This window comes from Corynebacterium variabile, from assembly GCF_006539825.1.
GTDB lineage: Bacteria > Actinomycetota > Actinomycetes > Mycobacteriales > Mycobacteriaceae > Corynebacterium > Corynebacterium variabile.
On record NZ_BJNT01000022.1, the window covers coordinates 31,842 to 57,071 of the forward strand.

At 68.7% G+C, this 25,230-nt stretch carries 22 protein-coding genes; 12 read left to right on the forward strand and 10 right to left on the reverse strand.

From position 1 onward, the window contains the following. Positions 1-2 precede the first annotated feature (2 nt). Positions 3-2,300 (reverse strand): copper-transporting P-type ATPase, encoded by a 2,298-nt coding sequence (locus CVA01_RS12715; protein WP_141331217.1) that lies wholly within the window; start codon positions 2,298-2,300, stop codon positions 3-5. 126 nt (positions 2,301-2,426) lie between these two features. Here CVA01_RS12715 and CVA01_RS12720 point away from each other — a divergent pair, with 126 nt between their 5' ends. The 3 genes from CVA01_RS12720 to CVA01_RS12730 are packed head-to-tail and all read left to right on the forward strand — an operon-like array spanning position 2,427 to position 4,842. Further along, on the forward strand, positions 2,427-2,855 hold the full coding sequence (locus CVA01_RS12720; protein ID WP_141331218.1) for a hypothetical protein: 429 nt from the start codon (positions 2,427-2,429) through the stop codon (positions 2,853-2,855). Further along, positions 2,855-3,838: a ribokinase gene (locus tag CVA01_RS12725; protein ID WP_141331219.1), complete on the forward strand. Its 984-nt coding sequence runs from the start codon at positions 2,855-2,857 to the stop codon at positions 3,836-3,838. The genes CVA01_RS12720 and CVA01_RS12725 overlap by 1 nt, the downstream gene beginning before the upstream one ends. Positions 3,839-3,849: 11 nt before the next feature. Next, positions 3,850-4,842 (forward strand): bile acid:sodium symporter family protein, encoded by a 993-nt coding sequence (locus CVA01_RS12730; protein WP_141331220.1) that lies wholly within the window; start codon positions 3,850-3,852, stop codon positions 4,840-4,842. Between the two features lie 21 nt (positions 4,843-4,863). Here the strand turns inward: CVA01_RS12730 and CVA01_RS12735 are convergent, their stop codons facing one another. Together CVA01_RS12735 and CVA01_RS12740 are read right to left on the reverse strand one after the other, a co-directional pair. Beyond that, positions 4,864-6,330, reverse strand: coding sequence for an ATP-binding protein (locus CVA01_RS12735; RefSeq protein WP_014011477.1), 1,467 nt, complete (start codon positions 6,328-6,330; stop codon positions 4,864-4,866). A 3-nt stretch (positions 6,331-6,333) separates the two neighbouring features. Beyond that, on the reverse strand, positions 6,334-6,888 hold the full coding sequence (locus CVA01_RS12740) for an NUDIX hydrolase (RefSeq protein WP_014011478.1): 555 nt from the start codon (positions 6,886-6,888) through the stop codon (positions 6,334-6,336). A 71-nt stretch (positions 6,889-6,959) separates the two neighbouring features. Here CVA01_RS12740 and CVA01_RS12745 point away from each other — a divergent pair, with 71 nt between their 5' ends. Then, positions 6,960-7,964, forward strand: coding sequence for an iron-siderophore ABC transporter substrate-binding protein (locus CVA01_RS12745; RefSeq protein WP_141331221.1), 1,005 nt, complete (start codon positions 6,960-6,962; stop codon positions 7,962-7,964). A 295-nt stretch (positions 7,965-8,259) separates the two neighbouring features. Here CVA01_RS12745 and CVA01_RS12750 read toward each other — a convergent pair whose 3' ends face one another. Genes CVA01_RS12750 through CVA01_RS12760 form a run of 3 tightly spaced genes read right to left on the reverse strand, consistent with a single transcriptional unit; the run spans position 8,260 to position 10,789 of the window. Then, positions 8,260-8,613 (reverse strand): branched-chain amino acid transporter permease, encoded by a 354-nt coding sequence (locus CVA01_RS12750; RefSeq protein ID WP_141331223.1) that lies wholly within the window; start codon positions 8,611-8,613, stop codon positions 8,260-8,262. Next, the gene (locus CVA01_RS12755; protein WP_014011481.1) at positions 8,610-9,311 is read right to left on the reverse strand and encodes an AzlC family ABC transporter permease; all 702 of its coding nucleotides are present in this window, start codon (positions 9,309-9,311) and stop codon (positions 8,610-8,612) included. Before CVA01_RS12755 ends, CVA01_RS12750 begins: the two co-directional genes overlap by 4 nt. Then, a complete protein-coding gene (locus CVA01_RS12760; protein ID WP_234946303.1) occupies positions 9,311-10,789 on the reverse strand; it encodes a CCA tRNA nucleotidyltransferase in 1,479 nt (492 codons plus the stop codon). Before CVA01_RS12760 ends, CVA01_RS12755 begins: the two co-directional genes overlap by 1 nt. A gap of 59 nt (positions 10,790-10,848) precedes the next feature. Here CVA01_RS12760 and CVA01_RS12765 point away from each other — a divergent pair, with 59 nt between their 5' ends. From CVA01_RS12765 to murJ, 3 genes are read left to right on the forward strand one after another with little or no spacing between them, the layout of a single operon-like run. Beyond that, positions 10,849-11,433, forward strand: coding sequence for an NUDIX hydrolase (locus CVA01_RS12765; protein ID WP_373862686.1), 585 nt, complete (start codon positions 10,849-10,851; stop codon positions 11,431-11,433). An 8-nt stretch (positions 11,434-11,441) separates the two neighbouring features. Next, positions 11,442-13,940, forward strand: a complete 2,499-nt coding sequence (locus CVA01_RS12770; RefSeq protein ID WP_244938306.1) for a hypothetical protein — start codon at positions 11,442-11,444, stop codon at positions 13,938-13,940. Continuing rightward, on the forward strand, positions 13,924-17,427 hold the full coding sequence (gene murJ, locus CVA01_RS12775) for a murein biosynthesis integral membrane protein MurJ (protein ID WP_141331225.1): 3,504 nt from the start codon (positions 13,924-13,926) through the stop codon (positions 17,425-17,427). Before CVA01_RS12770 ends, murJ begins: the two co-directional genes overlap by 17 nt. A 24-nt stretch (positions 17,428-17,451) precedes the next feature. On the opposite strand, the gene CVA01_RS12780 is transcribed toward murJ, so the two are convergent. The 3 genes from CVA01_RS12780 to CVA01_RS12790 all read right to left on the reverse strand — a co-directional run bounded on the left by CVA01_RS12780 (position 17,452) and on the right by CVA01_RS12790 (position 20,271). Further along, positions 17,452-18,861, reverse strand: coding sequence for an aminopeptidase P family protein (locus tag CVA01_RS12780; RefSeq protein WP_141331227.1), 1,410 nt, complete (start codon positions 18,859-18,861; stop codon positions 17,452-17,454). Positions 18,862-18,922: 61 nt separating this feature from the next. Continuing rightward, positions 18,923-19,489, reverse strand: a complete 567-nt coding sequence (locus CVA01_RS12785) for a hypothetical protein (protein WP_141331229.1) — start codon at positions 19,487-19,489, stop codon at positions 18,923-18,925. Then, entirely contained in the window at positions 19,486-20,271 is a 786-nt protein-coding gene (locus CVA01_RS12790) for a helix-turn-helix domain-containing protein (RefSeq protein WP_052302570.1), read from the reverse strand. The genes CVA01_RS12785 and CVA01_RS12790 overlap by 4 nt, the downstream gene beginning before the upstream one ends. 186 nt (positions 20,272-20,457) lie before the next feature. Here CVA01_RS12790 and CVA01_RS12795 point away from each other — a divergent pair, with 186 nt between their 5' ends. The 5 genes from CVA01_RS12795 to CVA01_RS12815 all read left to right on the forward strand — a co-directional run bounded on the left by CVA01_RS12795 (position 20,458) and on the right by CVA01_RS12815 (position 24,517). Further along, positions 20,458-20,646: a hypothetical protein gene (locus CVA01_RS12795; protein ID WP_041630265.1), complete on the forward strand. Its 189-nt coding sequence runs from the start codon at positions 20,458-20,460 to the stop codon at positions 20,644-20,646. Between the two features lie 608 nt (positions 20,647-21,254). Next, entirely contained in the window at positions 21,255-21,914 is a 660-nt protein-coding gene (locus tag CVA01_RS12800; RefSeq protein ID WP_014011490.1) for an RNA polymerase sigma factor, read from the forward strand. A 26-nt stretch (positions 21,915-21,940) separates the two neighbouring features. Further along, the gene (trxB, locus tag CVA01_RS12805; RefSeq protein ID WP_073883840.1) at positions 21,941-22,876 is read left to right on the forward strand and encodes a thioredoxin-disulfide reductase; all 936 of its coding nucleotides are present in this window, start codon (positions 21,941-21,943) and stop codon (positions 22,874-22,876) included. Between the two features lie 107 nt (positions 22,877-22,983). Then, positions 22,984-23,307, forward strand: a complete 324-nt coding sequence (gene trxA / locus CVA01_RS12810; protein WP_073883839.1) for a thioredoxin — start codon at positions 22,984-22,986, stop codon at positions 23,305-23,307. Positions 23,308-23,326: 19 nt separating this feature from the next. Next, positions 23,327-24,517: an N-acetylmuramoyl-L-alanine amidase gene (locus CVA01_RS12815; protein ID WP_041630267.1), complete on the forward strand. Its 1,191-nt coding sequence runs from the start codon at positions 23,327-23,329 to the stop codon at positions 24,515-24,517. On the opposite strand, the gene CVA01_RS12820 is transcribed toward CVA01_RS12815, so the two are convergent. Then, positions 24,514-25,218 (reverse strand): hypothetical protein, encoded by a 705-nt coding sequence (locus tag CVA01_RS12820; RefSeq protein ID WP_014011493.1) that lies wholly within the window; start codon positions 25,216-25,218, stop codon positions 24,514-24,516. The genes CVA01_RS12815 and CVA01_RS12820 overlap by 4 nt on opposite strands. Positions 25,219-25,230 lie beyond the last annotated feature (12 nt).

The following is a 25,230-nucleotide window of genomic DNA, read 5'->3' on the forward strand; positions in this document are numbered from 1 at the left end:
CGCTACGCCAACGCGGTCACCCGGAGCCGGAGGGCGTTGAGGATGACGCTCACCGAGGACAGCGCCATCGCGGCGGCGGCGAGCATGGGGGAGAGCAGGATGCCGGAGAAGGGGTAGAGCACACCGGCGGCCACCGGAATCCCGATGGCGTTGTAGATGAACGCGAATACCAGGTTCTCCCGGATATTGCGCATCGTGGCGTGCGACAGACTCCGGGCCCGGGCGATGCCGCCGAGGTCACCCGAGAGCAGGGTGATCCCCGCACTCTCCATTGCGACATCGGTGCCGGTGCCCATGGCGAGGCCGACCCGTGCGGCAGCGAGGGCGGGCGCGTCATTGACACCGTCGCCGGCCATGGCGACGGTGCGCCCCTGATCGGTGAGGTCATTGACCACGGACGCCTTGTCCTCGGGCTGGACATCGGCGTGCACCTCGTCGATGCCGAGCTTCCGTGCGACAGCCTCGGCGGTGGTGCGGTTGTCACCGGTGAGCATGACGACGCGCACCCCCTGGTCATGCAGTGCCGCGAGAGCGCCGGGCGTGGTCTCCTTGACCGGGTCGGCGATGGCGAGGATCGCCTCGACCTCCCCGTCGACGGCGAGAAAGACCGCGGTGGCACCGTCGGCTCGCAGCTCATCGGCACGGGACTGGAGCTCATCTGCACCGCCTGCGGAGGCACCGACGAAAGTGAGGTTGCCGACCTTCGCCTCATGTCCGTCGACGGTCCCGCTGACACCACCGCCGGCGTCAGAGGTGAAGTCCGTGATCTCGGGGACGGTCAGGTCAGCGTCCTTCGCGGCAGCGACGACCGCGACACCCAACGGATGCTCGGAGGAGGACTCCACCGCCGCGGCAACACGCAGGGCGTCCTCCCTGGTCAGGGAACCGGTGAGCACCACATCGGTGACCGCGGGACTGCCCTCGGTGAGGGTGCCGGTCTTGTCGACGACGACGGTGTCCACCTTCTCCATCGCCTCCAGGGCCTGCGCGTCCCGGATGAGGACGCCTTCCCTGGCACCGCGTCCCACCCCGACCATGATCGACATGGGTGTGGCCAGGCCCAGGGCACACGGGCAGGCGATGATCAGCACGGACACTCCCGCGACCAGCGCGTGGGTCAGGCGGGGGTCGGGACCGACGAGCAGCCAGACGACGACCGCGACCAGGGCGATGGCGATGACTGTGGGCACGAAGACCGCGGAGACCTTGTCCACCACCGACTGGATCGGGGCGCGGGACCGCTGGGCGTCCGCGACCATGTCGACGATCCGGGAGAGCATGGACTCCGCACCGAGCTTGTCCGCACGGACCAGCAGCGTCCCGGAACCGGCGACGGTACCGCCGACGACCTCGTCACCCTGTGCCTTGGTGACCGGCAGCGATTCGCCGGTGACCATGGACTCGTCGACCGCGCAGCGTCCCTCGAGCACGGTGCCGTCCACCGGGATCTTCTCTCCGGGACGCACCCGGACCGCGTCGCCGACCTGCAGGTCGTCGAGATGGACCTCGGTCTCGGTGCCGTCGTCGGCGACGCGTCGCGCGGTCGCCGGCGCCAGGTCCATGAGGGAACGGATGGCTCCGGAGGTGGATTCGCGGGCCCGCAGTTCCAGGACCTGCCCCAGCGCCACGAGGGCGACGATGACCGCGGACGCCTCGAAGTACACCTCGGGGCGGCCGTGCATGTACATGGTCTCCGGGAAGATGCCGGGGAACAGCAGCGCAAAGACGGAGTAGAGGTACGCCGCCCCGGTGCCCATCGAGACCAGGGTGAACATGTTCAGCGAGCGGTGGCGCAGTGAGTCCCACCCGCGGCGGAAGAACGGGGCGGCGGCCCAGAAGACCACCGGGGTCGCCAGCGCGAACTGGATCCACTGGGATACAGCCATCGGGATGAGGTCCTCTAAAGCGGACACGATCGGGAAGAGCATGGACAGGACCATGACCGGCACGGCGAGAGCCGCGGCGATCCAGAACCGGCGGGTCATGTCCGCCAGCTCAGGGTCGGGGCCGGTGGCGTCGCTGGCCTTCACCGGTTCCAGGGCCATCCCGCACTTCGGACAGGTGCCGGGGCCGATCTGCCGGACCTCCGGGTGCGTCGGGCAGGTGTATTCCACGCCGTCGGATGCAGAGGTCTGCGTGGTGGGGGTGCTGTCGTGGTGCGCGTGCCCGTCGTGCCCGTGGGCATGATCGGCGCCGTCACCACCCGCCGGTTCCAGGGCCATCCCGCACGTCGGACAGGTGCCCGGGCCGTCCTGCCGGACCTCCGGGTGCATGGGGCAGGTGTACTCCGTCGTGGACATCATCTCCTCCTTCTGCCTGCCACCATAGGCCGCACAGACGGGGACCGGCAGCGGGTCCGACGCCGCGGGTACCGTCGCGGGTACGACAACCACACCGGATGAGGAAGAGGCTGCCCCATGCGAACCATGACGATCACGAGGACCGGCACCCTGCTGGCCGTGGCGGGTATAGGCGTCGCAGCCCTGACGGGCCTGGCCGCCTGCTCCGGCGAGGAGCGCAGCGAGGAGAGCTTCTGCTCGACCGTCAACGACCACCGCGACCAGTTCACCGCCGCGATGGACACCGTCACCTCCAGCGCCAACATCGGCGACGGCCTGAACCAGGCCGGGGACGCCTTCAACAGTCTCGGTGACATGTGGTCCGAACTGGCGGACGTCGCCCCCGAGGACATCCAGGACGATGCCGAGACCATGAACCGCGCCTTCGGCTCCGACTCCGATGAGGCCGAGGAGACCGAGCGCTCCGGTGGACCTCTCGCCGGACTCTCGGACGCCCTGGGCACCGCCCAGTCCGCGGTGAACATCAACACCTACGTCAACGAGCACTGCAGCTGATGTCCACCGGCCCCGTCGTCCTCGTCTGCGGCACCGTCAACATCGACACCTTCGTCCGCGTCGACGCCTTCCCGACCGCCGGGGAGACGGTCATCGCCACACCCGGCGCGCTGTCCGACGGTGGCAACCAGGCGCTCGGCGGCAAGGGCGCGAACCAGGCCGTCGCCGCCGCGAGGTTCGCGGAGGACAGGGGGTCTGACCCGGCCGCCACCGTCCGGCTCATCGCCACAGTGGGGGAGGACGCCGCCGGCGACACCGCACTCGGCGTCCTCCAGGATGCGGGTGTCGACGTCTCCGGTGTGGCACGCACCGCGGGCGCCCCGACCGGCCAGGCGTTCATCATGAATGACACGGCGGGGGAGAACATCATCATCGTGACCTCCGGAGCGAACACGGTGACCGACCCTTCGTCCTGTGCCGGTGAGGAGTCCGCGGACGTCCTGCTCGCGCAGGGGGAGCTCACCCCGGAGCATTCCGCGGCGCTGCCCGCTCTCGCCGAGCGGACCGGTGCCCGATTCGTCCTCAACCTCGCACCGGTCACCACCCGTGACCGGGCGCTTATCGCCGCTGCCGACCCGTTGATCGTCAACGAGACCGAGGCGGCGGACGTCCTCGGCGTCCCCCGGGATCTCGGACTGGACGAGGTCCTCGACGGGCTCGCCGTGGCGGTCGGACGCGGACTTGCGACAAGTGCCGTGGTGACGCTCGGGGCGCAGGGAGCGCTGGTCATCGAGGGTGACGGGGAGGATGAGCGCACGATGGTGGCGTCCCCTGCCGTCTCGGAGGCGGTGGACACCACCGGGGCCGGCGACGCTTTCGCCGGCACCCTGGCCACCGCTCTGGCACAGGGGATGGCCCTGGTGGACGCCGCGCGGTACGCCGCTGCGGCCGGGTCACTGGCGGTGCGTGCGGCAGGGGCGGCGTCCTCGTATGCGCCGGGGGACGCTGTGCGGAATCTCGCAGAAAACTGTGCTGACCGATAAGGTGTCTCACCATGAGGAACTTCATTGACCGCATCCTGGGATACCGGCCCGATCTGCTGATCGTTCTCATCGTCCTCGGCGTCATCCTGGCGCTGATCTTCCCGGCCGACGGCACCTTCGCCGACGTCATGGACTGGGTCGTGAAGATCGTCATCGGCGTGCTGTTCTTCCTCTACGGTGCGCGACTGTCCACGCGTGAGGCGCTCAACGGACTCATGCACTGGCGGCTCCACCTGCTCATCCTGGCCTTCACGTTCCTGCTCTTCCCGCTCATCGGCCTGGCGCTGATGCCGCTGCAGCACGCCATCGGCGAGGACCTCTACCAGGGCATTCTCTTCCTGTGTCTGGTCCCGTCGACGGTGCAGTCGTCCGTGAACTTCACCTCCATCGCCAAGGGCAATGTGCCCGGCGCGATCATCAGTGCCTCGGCGTCCAACCTCATCGGCGTGTTCGTCACCCCGGTGCTGGTGCTGCTGCTGATGAGCTCGGCAGGTGGCGGTCTGACCATCGACACCTCGGTCTTCCTCGACATCGCCCTGCAGCTGCTCGCACCGTTCATCGTCGGGCAGATCGCCCGTGCCGTCGTCCCGGCGGTGCAGACGTTCGCCAAGGCCAAGCCGACGAGCTACGTCGACAAGATCTCCATCGGGCTGGTGGTCTACGTCGCGTTCTCCGAGGGCATCGTCATGGGGGTGTGGTCCTCGGTGAGCTGGGTCGCGATCGTCGGCATCATCATCGGCTCGGTGGTGCTGGTGTGGATCATGCTGACGGTGACCTCGTGGGTCGCCAGGAAGCTCGGCTTCAACTACGCCGACCAGGTCGCGATCCAGTTCTGCGGCACGAAGAAGTCCCTGGCCTCGGGCCTGCCGATGGCCACGGTGATGTTCAGCGGTGGGGCCGGCCTCATCATCGTGCCGCTGATGATCTTCCACCAGGTGCAGCTGATGATGTGCTCGGTCCGCGCGGCGAAGTACGAGGCGACACGCCCGGAGAACACCTGGTAGGACACGGGATTCTCCGCCCGCTCACCCCACCACCACAGCCAGCGTCCTGTCCGACAACCGCCACTCGTCCCGGCGCTTCGACGTGCGGTGCAGCAGCTCCCGCTGGGCCAGCCAGGTCATCAGCGTCCTGGCGTCCGCCTCGGTGGACTGCTGCAGGGACGCCGCCCGCGCCAGCGTGATCACCGCCGTTCCCGCATCTGAACCGCCCAGCAGGTAACGCAGCACGACCAGCGTCGCGGCGTCCCGCGTGATGCCCCGGCCGAACTCCTCCCGGATCGCCGAGAGCGCCGCGACAAAGCCCCGGTCGGCGACCCCGTCGAAGAGCACCACATCCACCGAGTCCGCCCGGACATCCACCGTCGGCGGCTCGAACCCGGACGCGAGCATCGACACCCACATCCGGTCGAAGCCCCGCGAGGACCACTCCACCAACCCGAGGATCTGCATCGCATTGACCAGCGACGGATTCCTCGGCTGCGACGGCCCCGACAGCAGCCGTTCCGCCGCCACACCCGGCGCGAGGCCACCCGGGGATGACACACGCAGCATGTCCGTCGACTGGTACACCACCACCGGATCCGGCCGCGACCAGTCCCGGTGCAGTAGCGCATTATTCAGCGCCTCAGCCTGCGCCGGCACCGGCATCACCGTATCCGCATGGGACCTGACCAGGCGTTGCAGCGCCGGCGCGGCGAGAATCAGCGGGTCGTGGATCTCCGTCTCCGCGACCATGTCCCCGCCCGAGTCCCGGAACAGATGCCGGGCCACCGGACGCTCAGTGTCCGGCCTCCCGAACAGGATCCGCGCCGCCAGGGTCGGGGAGCCGTCAGTGGTCAGCAGGTCGAGGGCATGCAGCACCGATTCCGGCGAGCCGTCACCCACCGCCTCAGCGAACCAGCCGCCCCGCTCCTGGAGGACGCCGCACGCCACCGACAGTCCGTGAGGATCCAGAGCGGACGCCGGCAGTGCGACCGGCCGCGCCGTCGGATCCGGGTTGTGGCGCACCCGCCCCAAAGCCACGCGTTCCTCACCGTCGAGCGGCAGGCAGGCGTCCCCCACCCGGTGCTTCACCACCTCGTCGAAGCCGGTGTAGACGGCCATACCGGCGGCGACGCGGATGATGACCAGGCGCGCGTCATGGATCTCGGCGGTCCAGGCGTCCACGGTGAGGTGGGGTCGGGTGTTGGCGAAGATGGTGTGGGCGATGTCCGCCGGATCCCGCTCGGTGCCGTTGAAGGCGTCCGGGCCGGGGGTGCGGTCGGCGATGCCGAAGACGATGAAGGCGCGCCCCGCCGAGCCGTTGGCGAAACAGGTCGCCGTCTTGACCAGCATGTCCACGACCTTGGCCGTGGCATTGCGGGTGGGGGTGTGCGCCGGGTCCTCCTTGAAGTCGAGGACGGCGGACTCCAGGTCGTCAGCGGTCGCACCCTCCCAGATGCGCTCCAGCGCATCGGCGACGACATTGGGCAGCGCCCGCTTCCGACTCATGTCTCAGTGCCAGGCCGGCCGGTCGCGCTTGACGTAACCCATCCGCGGACGGAACCCGCCCGGATGTTTGAGCTGGGCGACGGCGTCCGCGATGACCAGGCGGAACCGCGGGTCCAGGGGAGGGAGCTGAGCGATCTGGAACCAGCCGACCTCGGTGGATTCCTCGTCGTTGACCCGCGGCGTCCAATCCTCCTCCGTCTCCCCGATGACGACGCAGCGCAGCGTGGTGTCCATGTACCGGCAGACGTCGCCGTTGGGGTAGGTGACCGGGCCGACGGCGCCGACGCCGATCAGCGCGTCCACTTCGACGGTCAGGCCGGTCTCCTCACGGACCTCCCGGACGGCGGCGGCATGGGGCTCCTCACCCGGGTCGACGATGCCGCAGACCGGCGTCCACCGGCCGTCGTCGGACCGGCGGACCAGCAGGACCTCCGGGGTGGCGAAGGCGGGCGCGTCCGGGGCGACGTCCTTGACGACGATCGCGGTGACGCCCGGGAGCCACAGTTCGGTGTGGCCGATGTGCTCGCGGAGTTCGGTGATGAACTGAGGTGTTCCCATGGGCTCCGAGTCTAACGCGGTCTGCGCCTCTGGGCTGTTCAGTTCGTCGGGCTAACGGTAGGCTCACCTGCATGACTTCCGGGATGATGCGCATCAGCGCGGCCGCCATGGCCCTGACCACCGCAGTCGCTCTCGCGGCCTGCTCCTCCGACGACGATGACGACACTTCCTCATCATCGTCCTTCTCCGACTCCACCGCCACCGACTCCTTCCCGGTCTCCGTCGACACCAAGTTCGGCGAGGTCGAGGTCAAGGAGCAGCCGCAGAAGGTCGTCGCCCTGGGCTGGGGCGATGCCGAGATCGCGACCGAGCTGGGCGTCCAGCCCGTCGGTGCCGTCGACTGGCTGGGCTTCGGTGGCGACGGCCTGAGCCCGTGGGCCGAGGCATCCTACGACGAGGCCCCGGAGATCATCGACAGCCAGGAGCTGGACTTCGAGAAGATCGCCGCACTGGACCCGGACCTCATCCTCGACGTCCGCGACACCGGCGACGAAGACACCTACAACAAGCTCTCCGCCGTCGCCCCGACCGTCGCCGTCCCTGAAGACGCCGACGGATTCACCACGACCTGGGACAAGCAGGTCGAGATGATCTCCACCGCACTCGGTGAGAGCCAGAAGGGCGAGGACCTGGTCACCGAGGTCAACGACAGGATCACCGAGGTCAAGGACGCGCACCCGGAGTGGTCGGAGAAGACCGGCACCGTCCTGGCCAAGACCAGCGTCGAGTGGGCCGCCTACTCCGCCGGCGACGCCCGCGCTGACCTGCTCCAGGGCCTCGGCTTCCAGCCGAACAAGGAGATCTCCGACCTGACCAAGCCGGGCGAGTTCTATGTCTCACTGTCCGAGGAGAACGCCGACAAGGCCGACTCCGACGTCGTCGTCGGCTTCCCGATCATGCTCACCGCCGACGAACTGACCAACGACAAGACCTGGAAGCGTCTCACCGCGGTGAAGGACGGCCACGCCGTCGTCGCCGACGAGGATCTCGCCAACGCGATCTCCCTGGGCACTCCGGCCTCCATGCTTCACGCACTCGACCTGTTGGTCCCGCAGCTGGAGGACGCCACGGAGTAGTCCTCCGTGGAGGTCTCGTGCAGTAGTGGAACGGCCGCCGTTCCCTCCGCTGCCTCTGAGCCACCCGTCGCACGCACCCACCCTCACGCAGGTACGCGTCGACCGGGTGGTTTTCCGCGTTCTGGCCACCCAGTCGACGCACACCTGACGCGCACCCGGGTCTGGCACGAAACAGCGGCCTCATCGGATCCTCCGGTCGACTTTGCGCCCCCGGGTCCTCCGGTCCATGGCAGCGAAACCCGAAAACGGCGGCGCACACTCGGCAGGCGTGGAATGGCCACGCCCCACCACGGGCTCAGAACACCCAGTTCACCAGGACCACGTACAGCGCCGTACCGAGCAGGATCGACCACGTCGCCGAACGTTTCCACAGGTGCAGCCCCACGGTGAATGCCACGGCAATGAGCGCCGCCCCCACTCCGCCGGGCTTGTCGGTGCTGTCGACCAGCGTGTACATGACCAGCACGATCATCACGCCGAGCGGCATGGCGATGCCCAGCCACGCCACCAGCGCAGACTCCCGGAAGAACTTCATCGCCGCGAACGGCAGGGCACGCAGCACCACGGTCACCACGCAGATCCCGCCGAGGATGAGCAGGGTGTTCGACAGGTCCACGCCCTCGGGCAGACCGGCGGACGCCAGAATCATGCCTCCTCCTTCCGCCGGTCCCACAGGAACCGTCCGATGAGGAAGACGAAGTACAGCGTCAACCCGATGAGCAGCATCTGGTCCCGGCTGATGAGCAGCCCCACCACACCGGTCACCACGGCGACGACCGGCAGCAGCACGTCACGGCGGGCAGACATCGCCTCGATCGCCAGCACCACGAACAGGGCGGTCAGGGCGAAGTCGAGCCCCTCTATGTCCATCGGCAGGGCCGCTCCGACCAGTGCCCCGACGATGCCGGGCACCACCCAGGACGCCTGGCAGAACACCTGCACCGCCATGATCTTCGGCTGTGTCCACGCAGTCCACGAGGACCCACGGTGCGCGGAGAGGATCGCATAGGTCTCGTCGGTCAGGGCGTAGACGCCGTAGGCCTTCGCCACCGGCGACGTGAGAGCCTTCACCGGGTAGCTCAGCCCGTAGAAGATGTGCCGGAAGTTCACCAGGAACCCGGTCACCGCCGCCGACAGCGGGGCGACGCCACCGGTGACCAGGGAGATCGCCAGGAACTCCATGGAACCGGCGTAGATGACGAAGCTGAAGACGGGCGTCCACCACCAGGCGAAGCCGGACTGGCTGACGAGCAGGCCGAAGGCCAGGCCCAGCGGCAGCAGCCCCAGTGCCACCGTCCAGGACGCCCGGACACCGGCCGTCACCTCGGAGCGGATAGTCGGGGACACTAGAGGTCCTGGTCCTTCCACCAGTCCTTGAGCGCGGCGACGGCCTCGTCGTGTTCCATCGGCCCACGGTCCAGCCGCAGTTCCTTGAGGTACGCCCAGGCCTTGCCGACCTCCGGTCCCGGCGCGAGGCCGAGGATCTCCATGATCTCGTTTCCGTCCAGTTCAGGACGCACCGCCGCGAGGTCCTCCTTCTCCTTCAGCTCGACGATCCGGGCGTCCAGGTCGTCGCAGACCCGCTGCAGCCGGGCGGCCTTGCGCTTGTTCCGCGTGGTGCAGTCGGCCCGGACGATGAGCTGGAGCTGGGGGAGCAGGTCTCCGGCGTCGGTGACGTACCGGCGCACCGCCGAATCGGTCCACGCGCCCTCGCCGTAGCCGTGGAAGCGCATGTGGAGGAAGACGAGCTGACCGATCTCCTCGGTGGTCTTCTTCGGGAACTTCAGTGCCTTGAGCCGCTTGCGCGTCATCCGCGCACCGACGACCTCGTGGTGGTGGAAGGTCACCGCACCGGACTCGGTGAAGGCACGCGTGGCGGGCTTGCCGCAGTCGTGCATGAGCGCGGCCCAGCGCAGCACCAGCCGTCGGTGGTCCAGCGCCTCAGCGTCCTCAGCCTCCTCGGGATCACCGGCCAGCCGCCCCTCCAGCTCCGTGACATTGCGCAGCACCTGCAGGGAGTGGGCGTAGACGTCCTTGTGCTGCCGGTGCTCGTCCTGGGTGAGCTGCAGGGCCGGCAGCTCGGGCAGGACATGCGCGGCGATACCGGTGGCGACCATGAGGTCCAGGCCGGTCCACGGCTCAGCACCGAGCATGAGCTTGTCGAGTTCGGCGGCGACGCGCTCAACGGTGATCCGGTCGATCTCGGCGGCCATCCGTGTCATCGCGTCCTGCACCCGGGGTGCGACCTCGAAGCCGAGCTGGGAGGCGAAACGGCAGGCGCGGAGCATGCGCAGCGGGTCGTCGTGGAAGGACTGCTCGGGGGCGGCCGGCGTGTCGAGCACACCGTTGACCAGGTCCTCGAGACCGTTCAGCGGGTCCCGCAGCTCGTGCGCACCGTCGGCCGACAGCTCCAGGGCGATGGCGTTGCCGCGGAAGTCCCGGCGCACCAGGTCCTCGTCCAGCGAGGTGCCGTAGGTGACCTCCGGATTACGCGAAGAACCGTCGTACTGGTCAGCCCGGAAGGTGGTGATCTCCACGGTCATCCCGTGGATGAGACCGGAGACGGTGCCGAAGGCGATGCCGGTGTCCCAGACGGTGGATGCCACCTCGTCGAGGATCCCGGTCACCACCTCCGGACGTGCGTCGGTGGTGAAGTCGAGGTCATGGGAGAGGCGTCCGAGGAGGGCGTCCCGGACGGAACCGCCGACGAGGAACAGGGAATGTCCACGGGTGGCGAAGGCGCCGGCGAGGGCGGTGAGTGTCCTGTCGTGGACTTTCACGGCGTCCTGCGCGGTCGCGAGCATGGTTCCGGCATCTCGTTGCATTCCCACAATGGTACAGCCGGGTCCCCCTTTCACAGTCGCAGGCACTACGCTGGTCAACCATGAGTCAGAGGCGTCGTCGAAGCATCCCGGACCCCCGGCGGTCCCCGGCGCGCCCGGTTCACCAGCGTGACCACCATGAACTGCCGACATCGGTCGAGACCAGCGCCGGTGGCCTGGTGCTCTCGGGCATGCCGGAGGCCGTCCGCGGCGACGGTTCCGTGGACCTGTCGAAGATGTACGTCGCCCTCATCGGGCGCCTTGACCGGCGTGGACGCCTCCTCTGGTCGATCCCCAAGGGACATATCGAGGACGCCGAGGACGCCCACACCACCGCCGAGCGCGAGGTGTGGGAGGAGACCGGTGTGCACGGCCAGGTCTTCTCCGAGCTGGGCACCATCGACTACTGGTTCGTCACCGAGGGCAAGCGGATCCACAAGACGGTGCACCACCATCTGCTGCGCGTGGTCGACGGTGAACTCAATGACGAAGACCCGGAGGTCACCGAGGTGGCCTGGCTGCCGGTGAGTCATCTCGTGGAGAAGCTGGCGTACGCCGATGAACGCAAGCTCGCCCGACAGGCCCTCGACCGGCTGCCCGACCTGGCCCGCGCCGAGGCGAAGGCCGGGCGTCGGACGCTGCGGTAGGAGGTCGAGTGCGCCTGCCCCGTCCGCTCTCCAGACTGATCCCCCTCGCCGTCAGTGCGGCGCTGGGGGCGTGTCTGATGTCCCCGGTCTCTCCCGCGGCCGCGCAGGACGCCCAGGAGGCCCCTGCCCCGACCACCTCTGACCTGCTGTGGGCGAACCCGGACGCCCGCTCGGCCGAGCCCGGGGCCGGGGTGACTGCGCAGGTCACCTCCCAGTCGGCGGCACGGGCCGCCGAGGATGACGAGCTCGAGGTCACCGTCTCGGTCACCAATGGTTCGGACCAGACACTCACCGGCCTGGAGCTGCGCGCCCAGCACGCGGAGACGGTCGCCGAGCCGGACGGTGTGGCGACCTCACTGCTGGCCAACCAGGGGGAGTACCCGTGGGCCGGCCCGTTCCAGACGCTCGACGCGACGGTCGGTCCCGGGGAGTCCCTCGACATCACCGTCCGGGTGCCGGTGGGACACTCTGACGACTGGTACCAGACGGACGCCGACGCCACCGGCGCCACCGCCGACGATGTGACCCTGCCCGGCCTCGGGCTCAGCGGGGCGGGCGTCCACCCGCTGCTGTTCAACCTCAACGGCAGTCTCGGCGATGCCGACATCTCCTATCTCGCCGGGGCGCGCACGACCCTCACCGTCACCGAAGACACCGACACCGACACCGACACCGACAACCAGGTAGACGAGGACTCCGGAGACTCAGCACCCGGCCTCACGGTCCTGTGGCCGCTGTCCTCGGCCTCCGTCGCCGTCGCCGGTCAGGTCGGCGACGCCCCGGACCCCTCCGAGCTCTACCTCCCCGACGAGACCCTCGCCGGTGAGCTCTCCGAGGGCGGACGCCTCCGCGGTCTGCTCGACACCTGGCGTGACGCCACCGACGGCGACACCACGGTCAAGGCGTCCACCTGCCTCGCCATCGACCCTGACCTGCTCGAGACCGTCGACCGGATGACCGACGGCTACCGGGTGGGCGCCACTGTGCCTTCCCCGGTCCAGGAGCCCACCCGGCTGCGCGACCGCTGGAACCGCCACGACGATGACGCCCCTTCGGAGTCCGGCACCGGGGCGGACGCCGCGTCCGCCTGGCTCAGTGACCTGCGCGACGTGGTGAAGGACGCCTGTGTGGTGCCGCTGCCCTACGCGAACGCGGACATCAACGCCGTCGCCACCGGCAATGACCCGTGGCTCGCCGAGGAGATGACCGACCGTGGCGTCTCCGTGGTGGAGGACGTCCTCGACATCACCCCCGCCACCGGAATCCAGATCCCCGGTTCGGGCTACATCGAACCCGCCGCCCGGTCCCACCTCAGCGGTAAGGACGGGAATTCCCCCTCGACGGCCGTCATCGCCGACGCGACCCTCGACCGGGGCACGGTCGAGAGTGGGGGAGACGAGATCACCCGCAGCGCCACCGGCACCCTCCCGGACAGCCCCATGCGCACCCTGCAGTTCCCCGCGGCACTCGGCTCGGCCCTCGCCGCGACCGGTGTGCGTCCCGAGACCGCCGCCTACTCCGACACCTCCTCGCGCCGGGATCTCGCGGCGGACGGGGCGGCGTCCCGCATGGCGGCGGCGGTGGGCGTCCTCGACCGGGAGCTGAACGCCGCACGCACCACGACCGGCCAGGTCCTCGCCGTGCCACCCGCCGCGTGGTCGGTGGATCCGCAGGACGCCACGACCTTCCTCGACGCGGTCCGGGACCACTTCGCCGACGGGTCGGCCGAACCGGTGAGCTTCGGTGACGCACTCTCGGCCCCCGCCGCCCCCGTGACCCTCGATGACTCGACCGAGAACATCGACCCGTCCCCGGTCGACGACGGTGCGGCACGCAATGTCGCCCAGGTCGCCGGCCACCTGCGCAATCTGACCAACATCATGGAGGATGTCCCGAACATCGCCCTGACCCGCCGGATCTTCACCCGGCCGATGTTCGATGATCTGCTGCGCGCGGTGAGCGACACCGGGCGCCGGTTCCGGGAGGACGCCGCGGCGGTCCGCAACCGTGGTTCGGAGCGCACCGGGCAGGTCACCGGTCTGGCCTACGCCCTGCGCACCTCGGTCTCCCTGCTGCCGCCGGGCAATGTCTTCACCCGCACCAGTGACTCCTCCCCGCTCATCGTCGTGGCCCGCAACGGTCTCCCGCTGCCGGTCTCGGTGCGGGTGCACTACGCCGGAGCTCCCGGGGTGACCCTGAACACGCCGGGCGTTCAGCAGATCCCCGCCCAGGGCAGTGTGACCCTGCAGATGACCTCCGAGATCCCCACGGAGGCCGAGCAGTCTGACCTGACAATGTACCTGTCCACCCCCGATGACGTGCGGATCTCCGATGAGGTGACGATCAGGCTGGCGTCCGTCCCCGGACTGAACTGGCGTCTGGTCGGCATCGTCGCGGCCTGCCTCGTGCTGATCTTCGTCGCCGCGAGAACACTACGGAAGCGACGACGCGCCGTGGACGGTTCGCCAGACAGCCGCCGAGTAAAGAATGATGGTGCACGTGACTGATTCCAACGAGGACCCTGAGCAAAAGCCCGGGCAGCGCCACCGGTTCCGCGCATCCGGTGGGCCGTCGAAGCCGACCCGGCGTGCGGCGTCCGCGGATGCGGCGTCCACCGGGGCGTCCCGTGCTGCCCCGGGTTCCGCCGCCGAGGCGGACGCCGCGGTCTCGGCCGAGTCTGCCCTCTCGGGGCGTGCGAAGGCTGCCACCGGCACGACCGTCACCGCTGACGCCGACGGTGCAGCGGACGGGAAGCCGAGCGACGCCGATGTCGTGCGTACGACCGGCTCCATGGCCTTTGCCACGCTGCTGAGCCGTATCACCGGCTTCCTGCGTACCGTGCTCATCGGCTCGGCGCTGGGTGTGGAGGTCGGTTCGGCCTTCAACACGGCCAACACCCTGCCGAACCTCATCACCGAGCTGGTGCTCGGTGCGGTGCTCACCAGTCTTGTCATCCCGCTGCTGGTCCGCGCGGAGAAAGAGGACCCCGACCGGGGTGAGGCGTTCATCAGACGCCTGATCACCCTGACCTTCACCCTGATGATCACGGTGACGGTCCTCGCCGTCTTCGCCGCGCCGTTGCTGACCCGGATGTCGCTGGACTCCGACGGCAAGGTCAATGTGGGCATGTCCACGGCCTTCGCCTACCTGGTGCTGCCGCAGATCGTCTTCTACGCGATGTTCGCGGTGATGATGGCGATCCTCAACACGAAGGGGTACTTCAAACCCGGTGCCTGGGCCCCGGTCGTCAACAACGTCGTGACGATCGGGGTACTGAGTCTCTACTGGCTGCTGCCGCAGGACTCGAAGCTCTCCCCGACGGACAGCGTGACCATCACCGACCCGCACATCATGCTGCTGGGTCTGGGTACGACCGCCGGTGTCGTGGTGCAGGCACTGATCATGGTGCCGTACCTGAAGAAGGCCGGGATCAACCTCCGCCCGCTGTGGGGGCTGGATGACCGGCTCAAGCAGTTCGGTGGCATGGCCCTGGCCATCGTCGTGTACGTGGCGATCTCCCAGGTCGGCTTCGTGCTCAACAACCGCATCGCGTCCTCCGCGGACGGCGGCGCCCCGACGATCTACACACAGGCGTGGCAGCTGCTGCAGATGCCCTACGGCATCATCGGCGTCACCCTGCTCACCGCGTTCATGCCGCGACTGTCGCGCAATGCCGCAGACGGCGACGACAAGGCCGTGGTGAAGGACCTGACGACGGCATCCCGGCTGACGATGCTGGCCATGGTGCCGGTGATCATCTACTTCACCGCCTTCGGCACGGTCATCGGCCCCGCCCTCTTCGCCTACGGCGACTACTCCGCGGACGCGGCGAACGTCCTGGGCTGGACGATCAGCTTCTCGGCGTTCACGCTGATCCCCTACTCCCTTGTGCTGCTGCACCTGCGTGTCTTCTACGCCCGCGAGGAGGTGTGGACGCCGACCTTCATCATCGGCGGAATCACGGTGACCAAGCTGGTGCTGGCCTACCTCGCTCCGCACATCGCCAGTGAGCCGCGGCTTGTCGTGGTGCTGCTGGGTGCGGCGAACGGCATGGGTTTCGTCACCGGTGCGATCATCGGCCACCGGCTGCTCAAACGGTCCCTGGGGCACCTGGGCATGCGCAGCGTGGCGAAGACGGCACTGTGGGCCCTGGGCGCGTCCGTCATCGCGGCCCTCATCGCCTGGCGGGTGGACGCCCTGCTCACCGCCTTCGTGGTCAGTGACTCCTCCTCCATCGGCTACATCGTCCGCCTGTTGGTCACCGGCGTCCTCTTCCTGGTCCTCGCCGGGGTCATGCTGTCGTTCTCGAAGCTGCCGGAGGTGCTCACCATCGGTGCGGCCCTGGCGAAACTCCCCCTGGTCGGCCGGTTCTTCCGCAAGGCCGCGGTCGCCGCCGCCGACCTGGAGGAGAACGCCCCTGCCACCGGCTACACCACGAGGATCACCGACATGTCCTTCGGCGACAACTCCGGCATGGGCACCGGCCTCGTCGGTGCGCTGCCGCCGCTGTCCGCCGGCCGCGTCCGCGGGCCGCGCCTGGTACCGGGTGCCCCGATCCTGCAGGGCCGGTTCCGGCTGCTCGCCGACCACGGTGGCTCGCCGACCGCCCGGCTGTGGCAGGCCCGCGACAACGCCGACGGTGACCTGGTCGCCCTGACCGTCATCGACACGCTGAAGTCGGGCCGGTCGGCCTCCGAGATCGTGTCGGCGTCCGCCCGGCTCGCCGATGCGACGGCGACCTCGCCGGCGGTCGCGCTGGTCCGGGAGATCTGCAACGCGGGTTCCGTGGTGGTCATCGTCTCGGACTGGACCCAGGGCTCCCCGCTGACCCGTGCCGCGGAGTCCGGTCCGGATCCGCTGGCCGCGGGCTACGCCATGGCAGATCTGGCGGACGCCGCGGGCAACGGCTGTTCCCTCGGCATCGACCACCGCAACCGGCTGCGGATCAGCACCGACGGCCGTGCCGTCCTCGCCTTCCCCGGCCTGGTCCCGACCGATGCGGGCACGGATGCCGGTCCCGGCGACGTGCACGCCATCGGTGTCTCCCTCGACCTGCTGCTCTCCGGGGTGCCCGGTGCGCCCGAGACCGTCCCTGCCGAGCTCACCTCGATCGTGGAGGCCGCCCGGTCCGGCGGGATCGCCGACGGGCATGAGCTGGCGCGACGACTGCGCAGTGCCACCCGCCCCTCGGACGACCCGCACACCGGCCCGCATCTGGCGGCCGCTGCGGATGTCACCCCGGAGGTCACCGATCGGGCCGGTTTCGGTGCCGCCCCGGAGAACCGTGGCCGCCTGGCGGTCATCGGTGTCGCGACGGTCGCCGGCGTTATCGCGGTGGTCGCGGTGATCGTCATCGCCCTCGCCGTCTTCGGCGGCGGCCGGAAGGACTCGCCGCTCACCACCGACTCGATCCTCGGCGGCTCGGGGCTGGGCACCGTCGGTGTGCAGCAGCCGACGGAGGCCACGGAGTGGTCCCCGGTCGACGGCCGAGGCACCCCGGACAATCCGGAGGACGCCCCGCTCGCGATCGACGGGAACCCGGAGACCGCCTGGGCGAGTGCCCAGTACCAGGTGCAGTTCGGTCCGACGGACGCCGCCGTCAAGGAGGGCATCGGCCTGCTACTGACCCTTCCGCAGGCCACGGCCCTGACCGAGGTCGAGCTGTCCGGGCTGAACCCCGGGATGACCGTCGAGCTGCGCACCGGATCCGGTGACGTCACCTCACTGGACCAGACCACACTGCTGGCCACCGGCACCTCGGAGGGCGACACGCTGAGCCTGGCGCCGGACGCGAAGAGTGTGCCGACCGACGGTCAGGAGGGGACGAAGGATCTGCCGGATCCGCAGGACCGGGTGCTGCTGTGGATCACCGGCCTGCCAATGCCGGACGCGGCGCAGGTCGCGGAGATCACCGTGCACGGCGCGCCGAAGGTGGCGAAGGAGGACGAGAGCACTGAGGCTCCGTCGGCCGGTGAGACCGTCCCGGCGCAGTAGGGGAAGCCGGGGGAGCAGGTCCGGCTACAGCCGGGCCTGCGTCCAGGCCTCGATCTCGTCGGTGCCGAAGGGCATGAGGTCGGCCGAGAGGTTCTCGTGGCCGTCGGCGGTGATGACGAGGTCATCCTCGATACGCACGCCGATGCCGCGGAACTCCGGCGGCACGGACAGGTCGTTGACGTGGAAGTACAGGCCGGGCTCGAGGGTGTGGACCATGCCCGGTTCGAGCATGGCGTCCTGGTAGTCCTCGTAGGGGGAGTGGCTGCAGTCGTGGACGTCGAGGCCGAGGTGGTGGCCGACGCCGCAGACGATGTAGCGGCGGTGGTGCTGACCGTCGGCCGACAGTGCCTCGTCGACGGAGACGGGCAGCAGGCCGAGATCGTCGAGACCTTCGGCGAGGACCTGCATCGAGGCGAAGTGGAAATCACTGTAGCGGTGGCCGGGGGTGCAGACCGCCAGGCCCGCCCGCTGGGAGGCGACGACGATGTCGTACACGGCGCGCTGTGCGTCGGTGAACGTTCCGGAGACCGGGATGGTGCGGGTGACGTCCGCGGTGTAGCGGGACTCCATCTCGATACCCATGTCCAGCAGCGCCAGATCACCGTCGCGGACGGGTCCGTCATTGCGGGTCCAGTGCAGGTGGGCGGCATGGCCCGCGGCGGCGACGATGGTGGCGTAGCCGACGTCGACACCGTAGGTGCGTGCCGCCCGGTCGAAGGTTCCCTGCAGCCAGCGCTCGCCGCGGTCCATGGTCTTCGCCGTGGCGATCTGTCCGACGGTCTGCTCGAAGCCGAGGACGGTGGCGGAGACCGCGGCCCGCATCTGGTCGATCTCCCAGGCGTCCTTGGTCTGACGGAGCCGGTCGGCGACGCGGCGGGCGTCCGCGTCGGCACGGATGTCGAAGCGGTGGGCCAAGGCGTCGGGGATCCGGCCGAGACCACGGAACGGGCCGCCGAGGGTGGTGAGGTCATCGTCGAGCTCGCTGAGCGGTCGGACGTCGATACCGAGTGCCGCCGACCAGTCGGCCGGTCCGGTCATCGCCCCGACCCACAGTTCGCCGTAGGCGGCGTTGCCGAAGAAGTCGGGGTCGCCGGGGCCGGCGGGCCGCTGGGTGTAGAGGGTGGAGCTGGTGTCCGTGAGGACCAGGAAGGACTCGTCGATCCCCATGCCGGTGAACCAGAGGAAGGTGGAGCTGGCGCGAAAGGCGTGGTCGTTGTCGTCGTTGCGCACACTCGGCAGGCCGGAACCGATGACGAAGACGCCGTCACCTGGACGGTCCACGGCGGCGAGGAAGCGCTCACGGTGGGCCTGTGCGGCCTCGGCCGTTCCCGGGACCAGGGTGGGGGTGCGGTCGAGCGGCCCCCAGTTCTCCGAGATGACGGCGTTGAATCCGGACGCCTCGCGAATCTTCGGGATCCGGCGCTGTGCTTCCATGGGGTGCTCTCCTGTCGCTCGCGGTGTTTTCGCGGCTCTCACTCTACGAGACCGCGTCTGTTCACAGCACTGCGCAGTCCCTGAGGAAGCCGACGAGCTCGGCCGGATCACCGCGGTCGAGTGTCGCCAGGGCGTGGTCCAGCTCGATCCGCCGCGACCGGGGGACGAGCGGGACGCGGTGACCACCGACCAGCAGGTCCGTGGCGAGCCCGATCTGGGCGGACGCCAGGTCGCGGCGTCCCTCCCCGTCAGCGGCGACGTTCTCCACGTAGCGGGCGAGAGCCTCCTGCACCGTGGGCGGTGCGCTCTCCCTGGCCTCCGCCGTCCCGGCCGCGCGGGCGCACCGGGTGCAGCGGGACGCGAGATCGAGGACACGGTGCTCCTCGTCGAGCAGGTGCCCGCCGACGGTCACGCCACCGAGCAGCGTGTGGACCTCCGGGAGAGTCATGGAGCCGTGCTCGAGGGCGGTCATGTTCCACACCAGGAGGGGGAGTGCCCGAGTGAAGGAGGCCACCGCCTCGGAGACTCCGACCTGACGGATGCGCTCGCGTGCCGTGGCAGGCGGCACCAGGGGCGTCCCGAGGAGTTCACGGGCAGTCGGCGCCGTTCGCAGAGATGTTCGTGTCATTCCCACCACGACCTGGCAACATCGAGTGCCGTGCGCTCCGCCGCGGCACCGAGGCCGCAGACGTCGACCACCTGTCGGACCGGTGCGACGACGCAGACACCGTCATGTTCTGAGAGGTCACGGAAGAGACACTCGTCGCCGGGTGCGACGATGACCTCGGCACGGGCCGGGTCCCGGGTGCTGCGGTGGGTGTCGGAGAGGGCGGCGACGGTTGCCGCAACATCACTGACCCAGAGGATGCCCGGCAGTCCTGTCGTATCGGAGAATGCGGGGGCGGCACCGCCCGACACCGCCCATTGGCCGTCTGCCGCGTCCCCGGCGGAGGCCAGACGCAGGGCATCCGACCGTCCTCTCAGGTAGGCGGCACCGGCCCGGTGCCGGAGATCCGAGGCCCGGCCAGCGGCACTGAGCACCTGCAGTGTCGCCACGGTGACCTGCTGGTCGGAATCGCTCTTCACCCCTGCGGCGATACGTTCCAGTCGGTCCATCCACGACAGCACGCCGGTGGGGAGGTCATCCGTCGACTCCGCCGTGGCGGACAGCAGGAGGGTGGCGGCGGTGGCGGCGTCCGGGTCGCTGAGCGGCCTGAGCTGCACCGTCATGTCCATGCCGTGGACGATGGCGAGCTCCCGGAGCGTGGTGAGGGTGGGCTCGACGGCACCGTTACTGATCCGGTGGAGCGTGGACCGGTTGATCCCGGCACGACGCGAGACATCGGTGGCGGTCCATCCCTCGGGAATGGACGCCACCTCCGTCACGACATCGTCCAGCGTCTGTTGCATCGATGCAATACTACAGGCATAGTGGTGCATCAATGCATCACCACTTCTCCGAACCGACGGGATTCCCGGCAATACCCCGGGAACGACCGTTCAGAGATATAGTGGAGATGTTCGAATATGTGCCGTTGCACGTCCGCCTGGATGACAGACTGGGCGCGTTCCGCATCCGGCACGAGAGGAGCCCCCGTGACAGACACCACCACCCCTACCGACCGTTACCGCTACGCATTCCCCGATGCCTTCGCCGGCCTCACCGCGCGACAGGCCGACATCCTGGCCGACACCCTCACTCTCGGGACACAGCGGGGCACGTCGGTGTCCACGGCAACCGCCCGGGACATCGCCGCGAAAATCCGCGGTCTACTCGCCGATTGATGTCACGTACAGATGATCGGTTAGGTGACACTGACCGGTGTCGCACACATCGGCCGACTGTCAGCTCCTGATGCCGGGGAAGGATCCGGAGCTGCCCCCGATAGATACGACAGCCACCCGGAACGGTGGCTTTTTCTGTTGCGAATTCCGGGAAGACGCAGGTCATCACCTTCTGCATCCGGCGGAAACAGTGCCGGTTTCACGTGAAACCGGGGAGTTTCCGGGGTGCAATGACGAGCTCCGCACCGCCACGACATCACATCGCAGCGCCCGTTTCACGTGAAACGGCCGGCTCTTCGATACCGTCCGGCACCGATTCGAACACATATCCCAAACATGTAATTACATCGATAGTATGCGTAGGGCTACACAACTGTAGGTGACAGGACCCTCGCGGACATCCGACGGACCGTTCGCGACCCCCTCACCACATCACTGCAGGCCAACCAGGCCGCTGTGGACAACTCATCCACAGGGCCGGGCACCCGGAGAACGGTTTCCACCCTGAAGGCGGGGAATCCCGCTACACTGCGACTCACGGATACTCCACCAGCTTGATCACGAGCACGGGGCGGTGGAGACGGGGATATCACGAGGGGATAGCCACAGTGACCGCTGTACTTCCGGCACCGATGCCGGCAACTGACCAGACCACCACCGACCACGACGACCTCACCGACGCACAGCTCCTGCAACGTCACTGTGACGGTTGTCGCCGGGCCTACCGCGTCCTCATCACACGTCATGAACGACTACTGACATGGACTCTCCACCACCTGCGGATAGCACCGGAGCAACACGCCGACATCCTGCAGGACGCATTACTGAAGGTTCACCGCCAGGCGGCGTCCTTCCGGGGGAACGGGGGAGCGGGGCCCTGGCTGCGCACCATCCTCACCAACACCGCACTGACCCACCTCCGCGATGCGGGACGCCGCCGCGAGGACGTCGACGGTGGGGCCGACGGACTGCTCGACCGACTCCGCCACACCCCGGACCCCCGTGTCGTGGACGCCGCCCGCACCGTCCAACGTCTCGTCCTCATCGAGGCGGTCAACAACCTGCACCCGGGACTGCGGGAAGCTGTCGTGCTCTCCGATCTGCACGGCCTGTCGATGGAGGACGTGTCGTCCCGGACCGGTGTCCCGGTCGGCACCGTGAAGTCACGCCTCAGCCGTGCGCGCCGCCAGTTGCGTGCCCATCTCACCACCGCCGGGCTGGTTCCGACCGTCCGTAGTACGCCGTCAGCGGACACGGTCACGCTCTGACTCCCCGGGGTCTAAGATCGGACCTCATGAGCGAGCAGAACCCCACCCTCCACGACGTCATCATCATCGGCTCCGGCCCCGCCGGCTACACCGCCGCCGTCTACGCGGCCCGCGCCGAACTCAAGCCCCTCGTCTTCGAGGGCATGGACTTCGGCGGCCTGCTGATGCAGACCACCGAGGTGGAGAACTTCCCGGGGTTCCCGGCGGGCATCATGGGCCCGGATCTCATGGAGAACATGCGCAACCAGGCCGAGCGCTTCGGTGCCGACCTGCGTATGGAGGATGTCGTTCGCGTCGAGCTCGACGGTGACGTCAAGAAGGTCTTCACCGAGGACGAGGAGTTCCACGCGAAGTCCGTCATCCTCGTCACCGGCGCCGCTCCGCGCTACCTCGGCGTCCCCGGTGAGGAGGAACTGCTCGGCCACGGTGTCTCCGCCTGCGCCACCTGCGACGGCTTCTTCTTCAAGGGCAAGCAGATCGCCGTCATCGGCGGTGGTGACTCCGCCATGGAGGAGGCCGACTTCCTCACCAAGTTCGGCGAGAAGGTCACCCTGATCCACCGCCGCAATGAGTTCCGGGCGTCCGCGATCATGGAGGAGCGGGCCCGCAACAACCCGAAGATCGACATGATCATGAACGCCACCGTCGACGAGGTGCTGGGAGAGGGGACCGTCCAGGCCCTCAGGCTCCGGGACACCGTCACCGGTGAGACCCGTGAGATCCCGATGGACGCCATGTTCGTCGCCATCGGCCACGACCCGCGCACCACGGTGTTCGAGGGCCAGGTCGAGCTCCAGGACAACGGCTACGTCAAGGTCGCGGAGCCCTCCACCGCCACCTCGCTGCCGGGCGTCTTCGCCGCCGGCGACCTGGTGGACCACCACTACCAGCAGGCCATCACCGCGGCCGGTTCCGGCTGCCGTGCCGCGCTCGATGCGGAAGCCTACCTCGCCGCACTCTGACGCTGCCGTCGGTTCCCCCGGTGACCGCGTCAATGCCCGGATAGCACCCTTTCCCGGGTATCCTCGGGGTATCGTCTGTCACTCCCACAACCCCAGGAGGATCTCCCATGACAGAAGCCGTCACCGTCACCCAGGACTCGTTCCGTTCGTCCGTCATCGACGCTGATCAGCCGGTCATCGTCGACTTCTGGGCCAGCTGGTGCGGGCCCTGCAAGCAGATGGAGCCGGTCCTCCGGGACATTGCCGAGGAGTATGACGGACGGGCCACGGTGGCCAAGGTCAACGTGGAAGAGGAGCGACTTCTCGCCTCGATGTACCAGATCATGTCCATCCCGGCACTGCTCGTCTTCAACGAGGGCAAGAAGGTCGCGGAGTTCCACGGTAAGCAGTCGAAGGCGCAGCTCACCGACGCGCTCGACTCCCTGGTCTGAGCGGCAGGATATCGCAGCAGTGTACGACGAAGTGTACAAACTGGGTGACCGCGGCCCCCGGGTCGCCGAGGTCCGGGGCACTCTGGCGCGCCTGGGGTTCATCGACGGGTTCGCCGGTGACGCCACCGGTGAGGCGAACCAGCGGTGGCGCCCCGAGGACGAGACCTTCGACGAGGGGCTGGACTCTGCCCTCCGCGGCTTCCAGCAGCACCGGGGCATCATCGCGGACGGCCACATCACCGAAGGCACTCTCCGGGCACTGCGCGAGGCGTCCTACTCGCTGGGTGCCCGCGTCCTGTCCCTGCAGGGCCCCGGCCACTACCTGGTCGGCGACGATGTGGCCGAACTCCAGGGACACCTTCATGACCTGGGTTTCTTCACCTCCCGGATTGACGGCCACTTCGGCCCGATGACCCACGATGCGGTGGCGGCCTACCAGCTCAACGCCGGGCTGAACCCTGACGGTATCGTCGGCCCGGCGACGCTGCGCGCACTGTCCTACCTGGGTCGCCGCATCACCGGTGGATCACCCCAGGCTATCCGGGAGCGCGAGCAGATCCGTGCCGCCGGCCCCCAGCTCACCGGCAAGCGGGTCGTCCTCGACCCCGGCTTCGGCGGCAGCGACACCGGCAGCATCGTCCGCGGCCCCTACGGGGACATCGCGGAGGAGGAGATCCTCTGGGACCTCGCGACCCGCACGGAGGGACGCATGATCGCCGCGGGCATGGAGACCATCCTCTCCCGGCCGCGGACCGACAACCCGTCGAACCTGGAGCGCACGTCGATGGCCAACGCCTTCGGCGCTGACCTCATGATCTCACTGCGCTGTGACTGGTACCCCAATGACAAGGCCAGCGGCGCGGCGACGTTCTACTACGGCTCGGAGGCCGGGGCGTCCTCGATGACCGGCGAGCGCCTGGCAGGCATCATCCAGCGTGAGGTGACCGCGCGTACCGCACTGGGCGACAACCGCCCCCACGGTCGCACCTGGGACGTACTGCGCACGACGAAGATGCCGACCGTCCAGCTGGATGCCGGGTACATCACCAACCCCGGTGACGTCGCCCAGCTGACCAACCCGGACACCCGCGACGCGATCGCCGAGGCCATCGTCGTCGCCGTCAAGCGGCTCTACATGTTCGACAAGGACGTCGCGGAGACCGGCCAGTACTCCTTCTCCGAGCTGCTGGCCGAGGAAGGGCGCCTCTAGCGTCCACCACCGAGCACCGTGGACAGGGGACCTCGGTCATTGAGCGTCTCATGGGCGTCCTCCCCGAAGGCGGAGAACAGGTTGGACCCGGCGTTGAGGTCCTTGCGGTACCGGGGGAAGCGTCGGTGGGGGCCGATGACGTAGAACCCCTCCTGCTCGAGGATGTCCGCCGAGAGCACCGGGGCAGCTTCCAACGCGTCATCCGCGCCCTCGGGACGCTCCTCCCAGCCGTGGTAGCCCTCCGGGATGTACATGTCCATGGCCTCGCCCGAGTCATTGCGTCCGAAGGCCTCCACGGCCTTCACCCCGCGGCGTTCGGCCTCGGTGAGGACCGTCTCGATGAGACTGTGCTCCAGGTAGAGGCCCATGTAGGGCTGGTCGACGAAGACGGTGGAGATGAGCACCGCATCGGAGGACGCCGGTCCCGAGGGAAGCGCGGCAGCACCCGGGAAGTACCCCGAGGGTGCGAAGAAGACGGTGGCGGCGGGACGCTCCACCGAGCCGGCGTCCCCGGTGGCGACATAGGCCGTGTAGCCGCAGATGCCCCACCGGTAGAGGACGGACTGCATCCACATCTGCTTGTCGAACTCCGGGTCGTCCGGGTGGGTTCCGGCCGGCAGCTCCCAGAAGATGCTGCGGGACGCCTGCTCCTCGAGCTGCGCGCCCCCGTCATGGCTCACTGCGCTGTACCTGATATCCACCCATACTCCTCG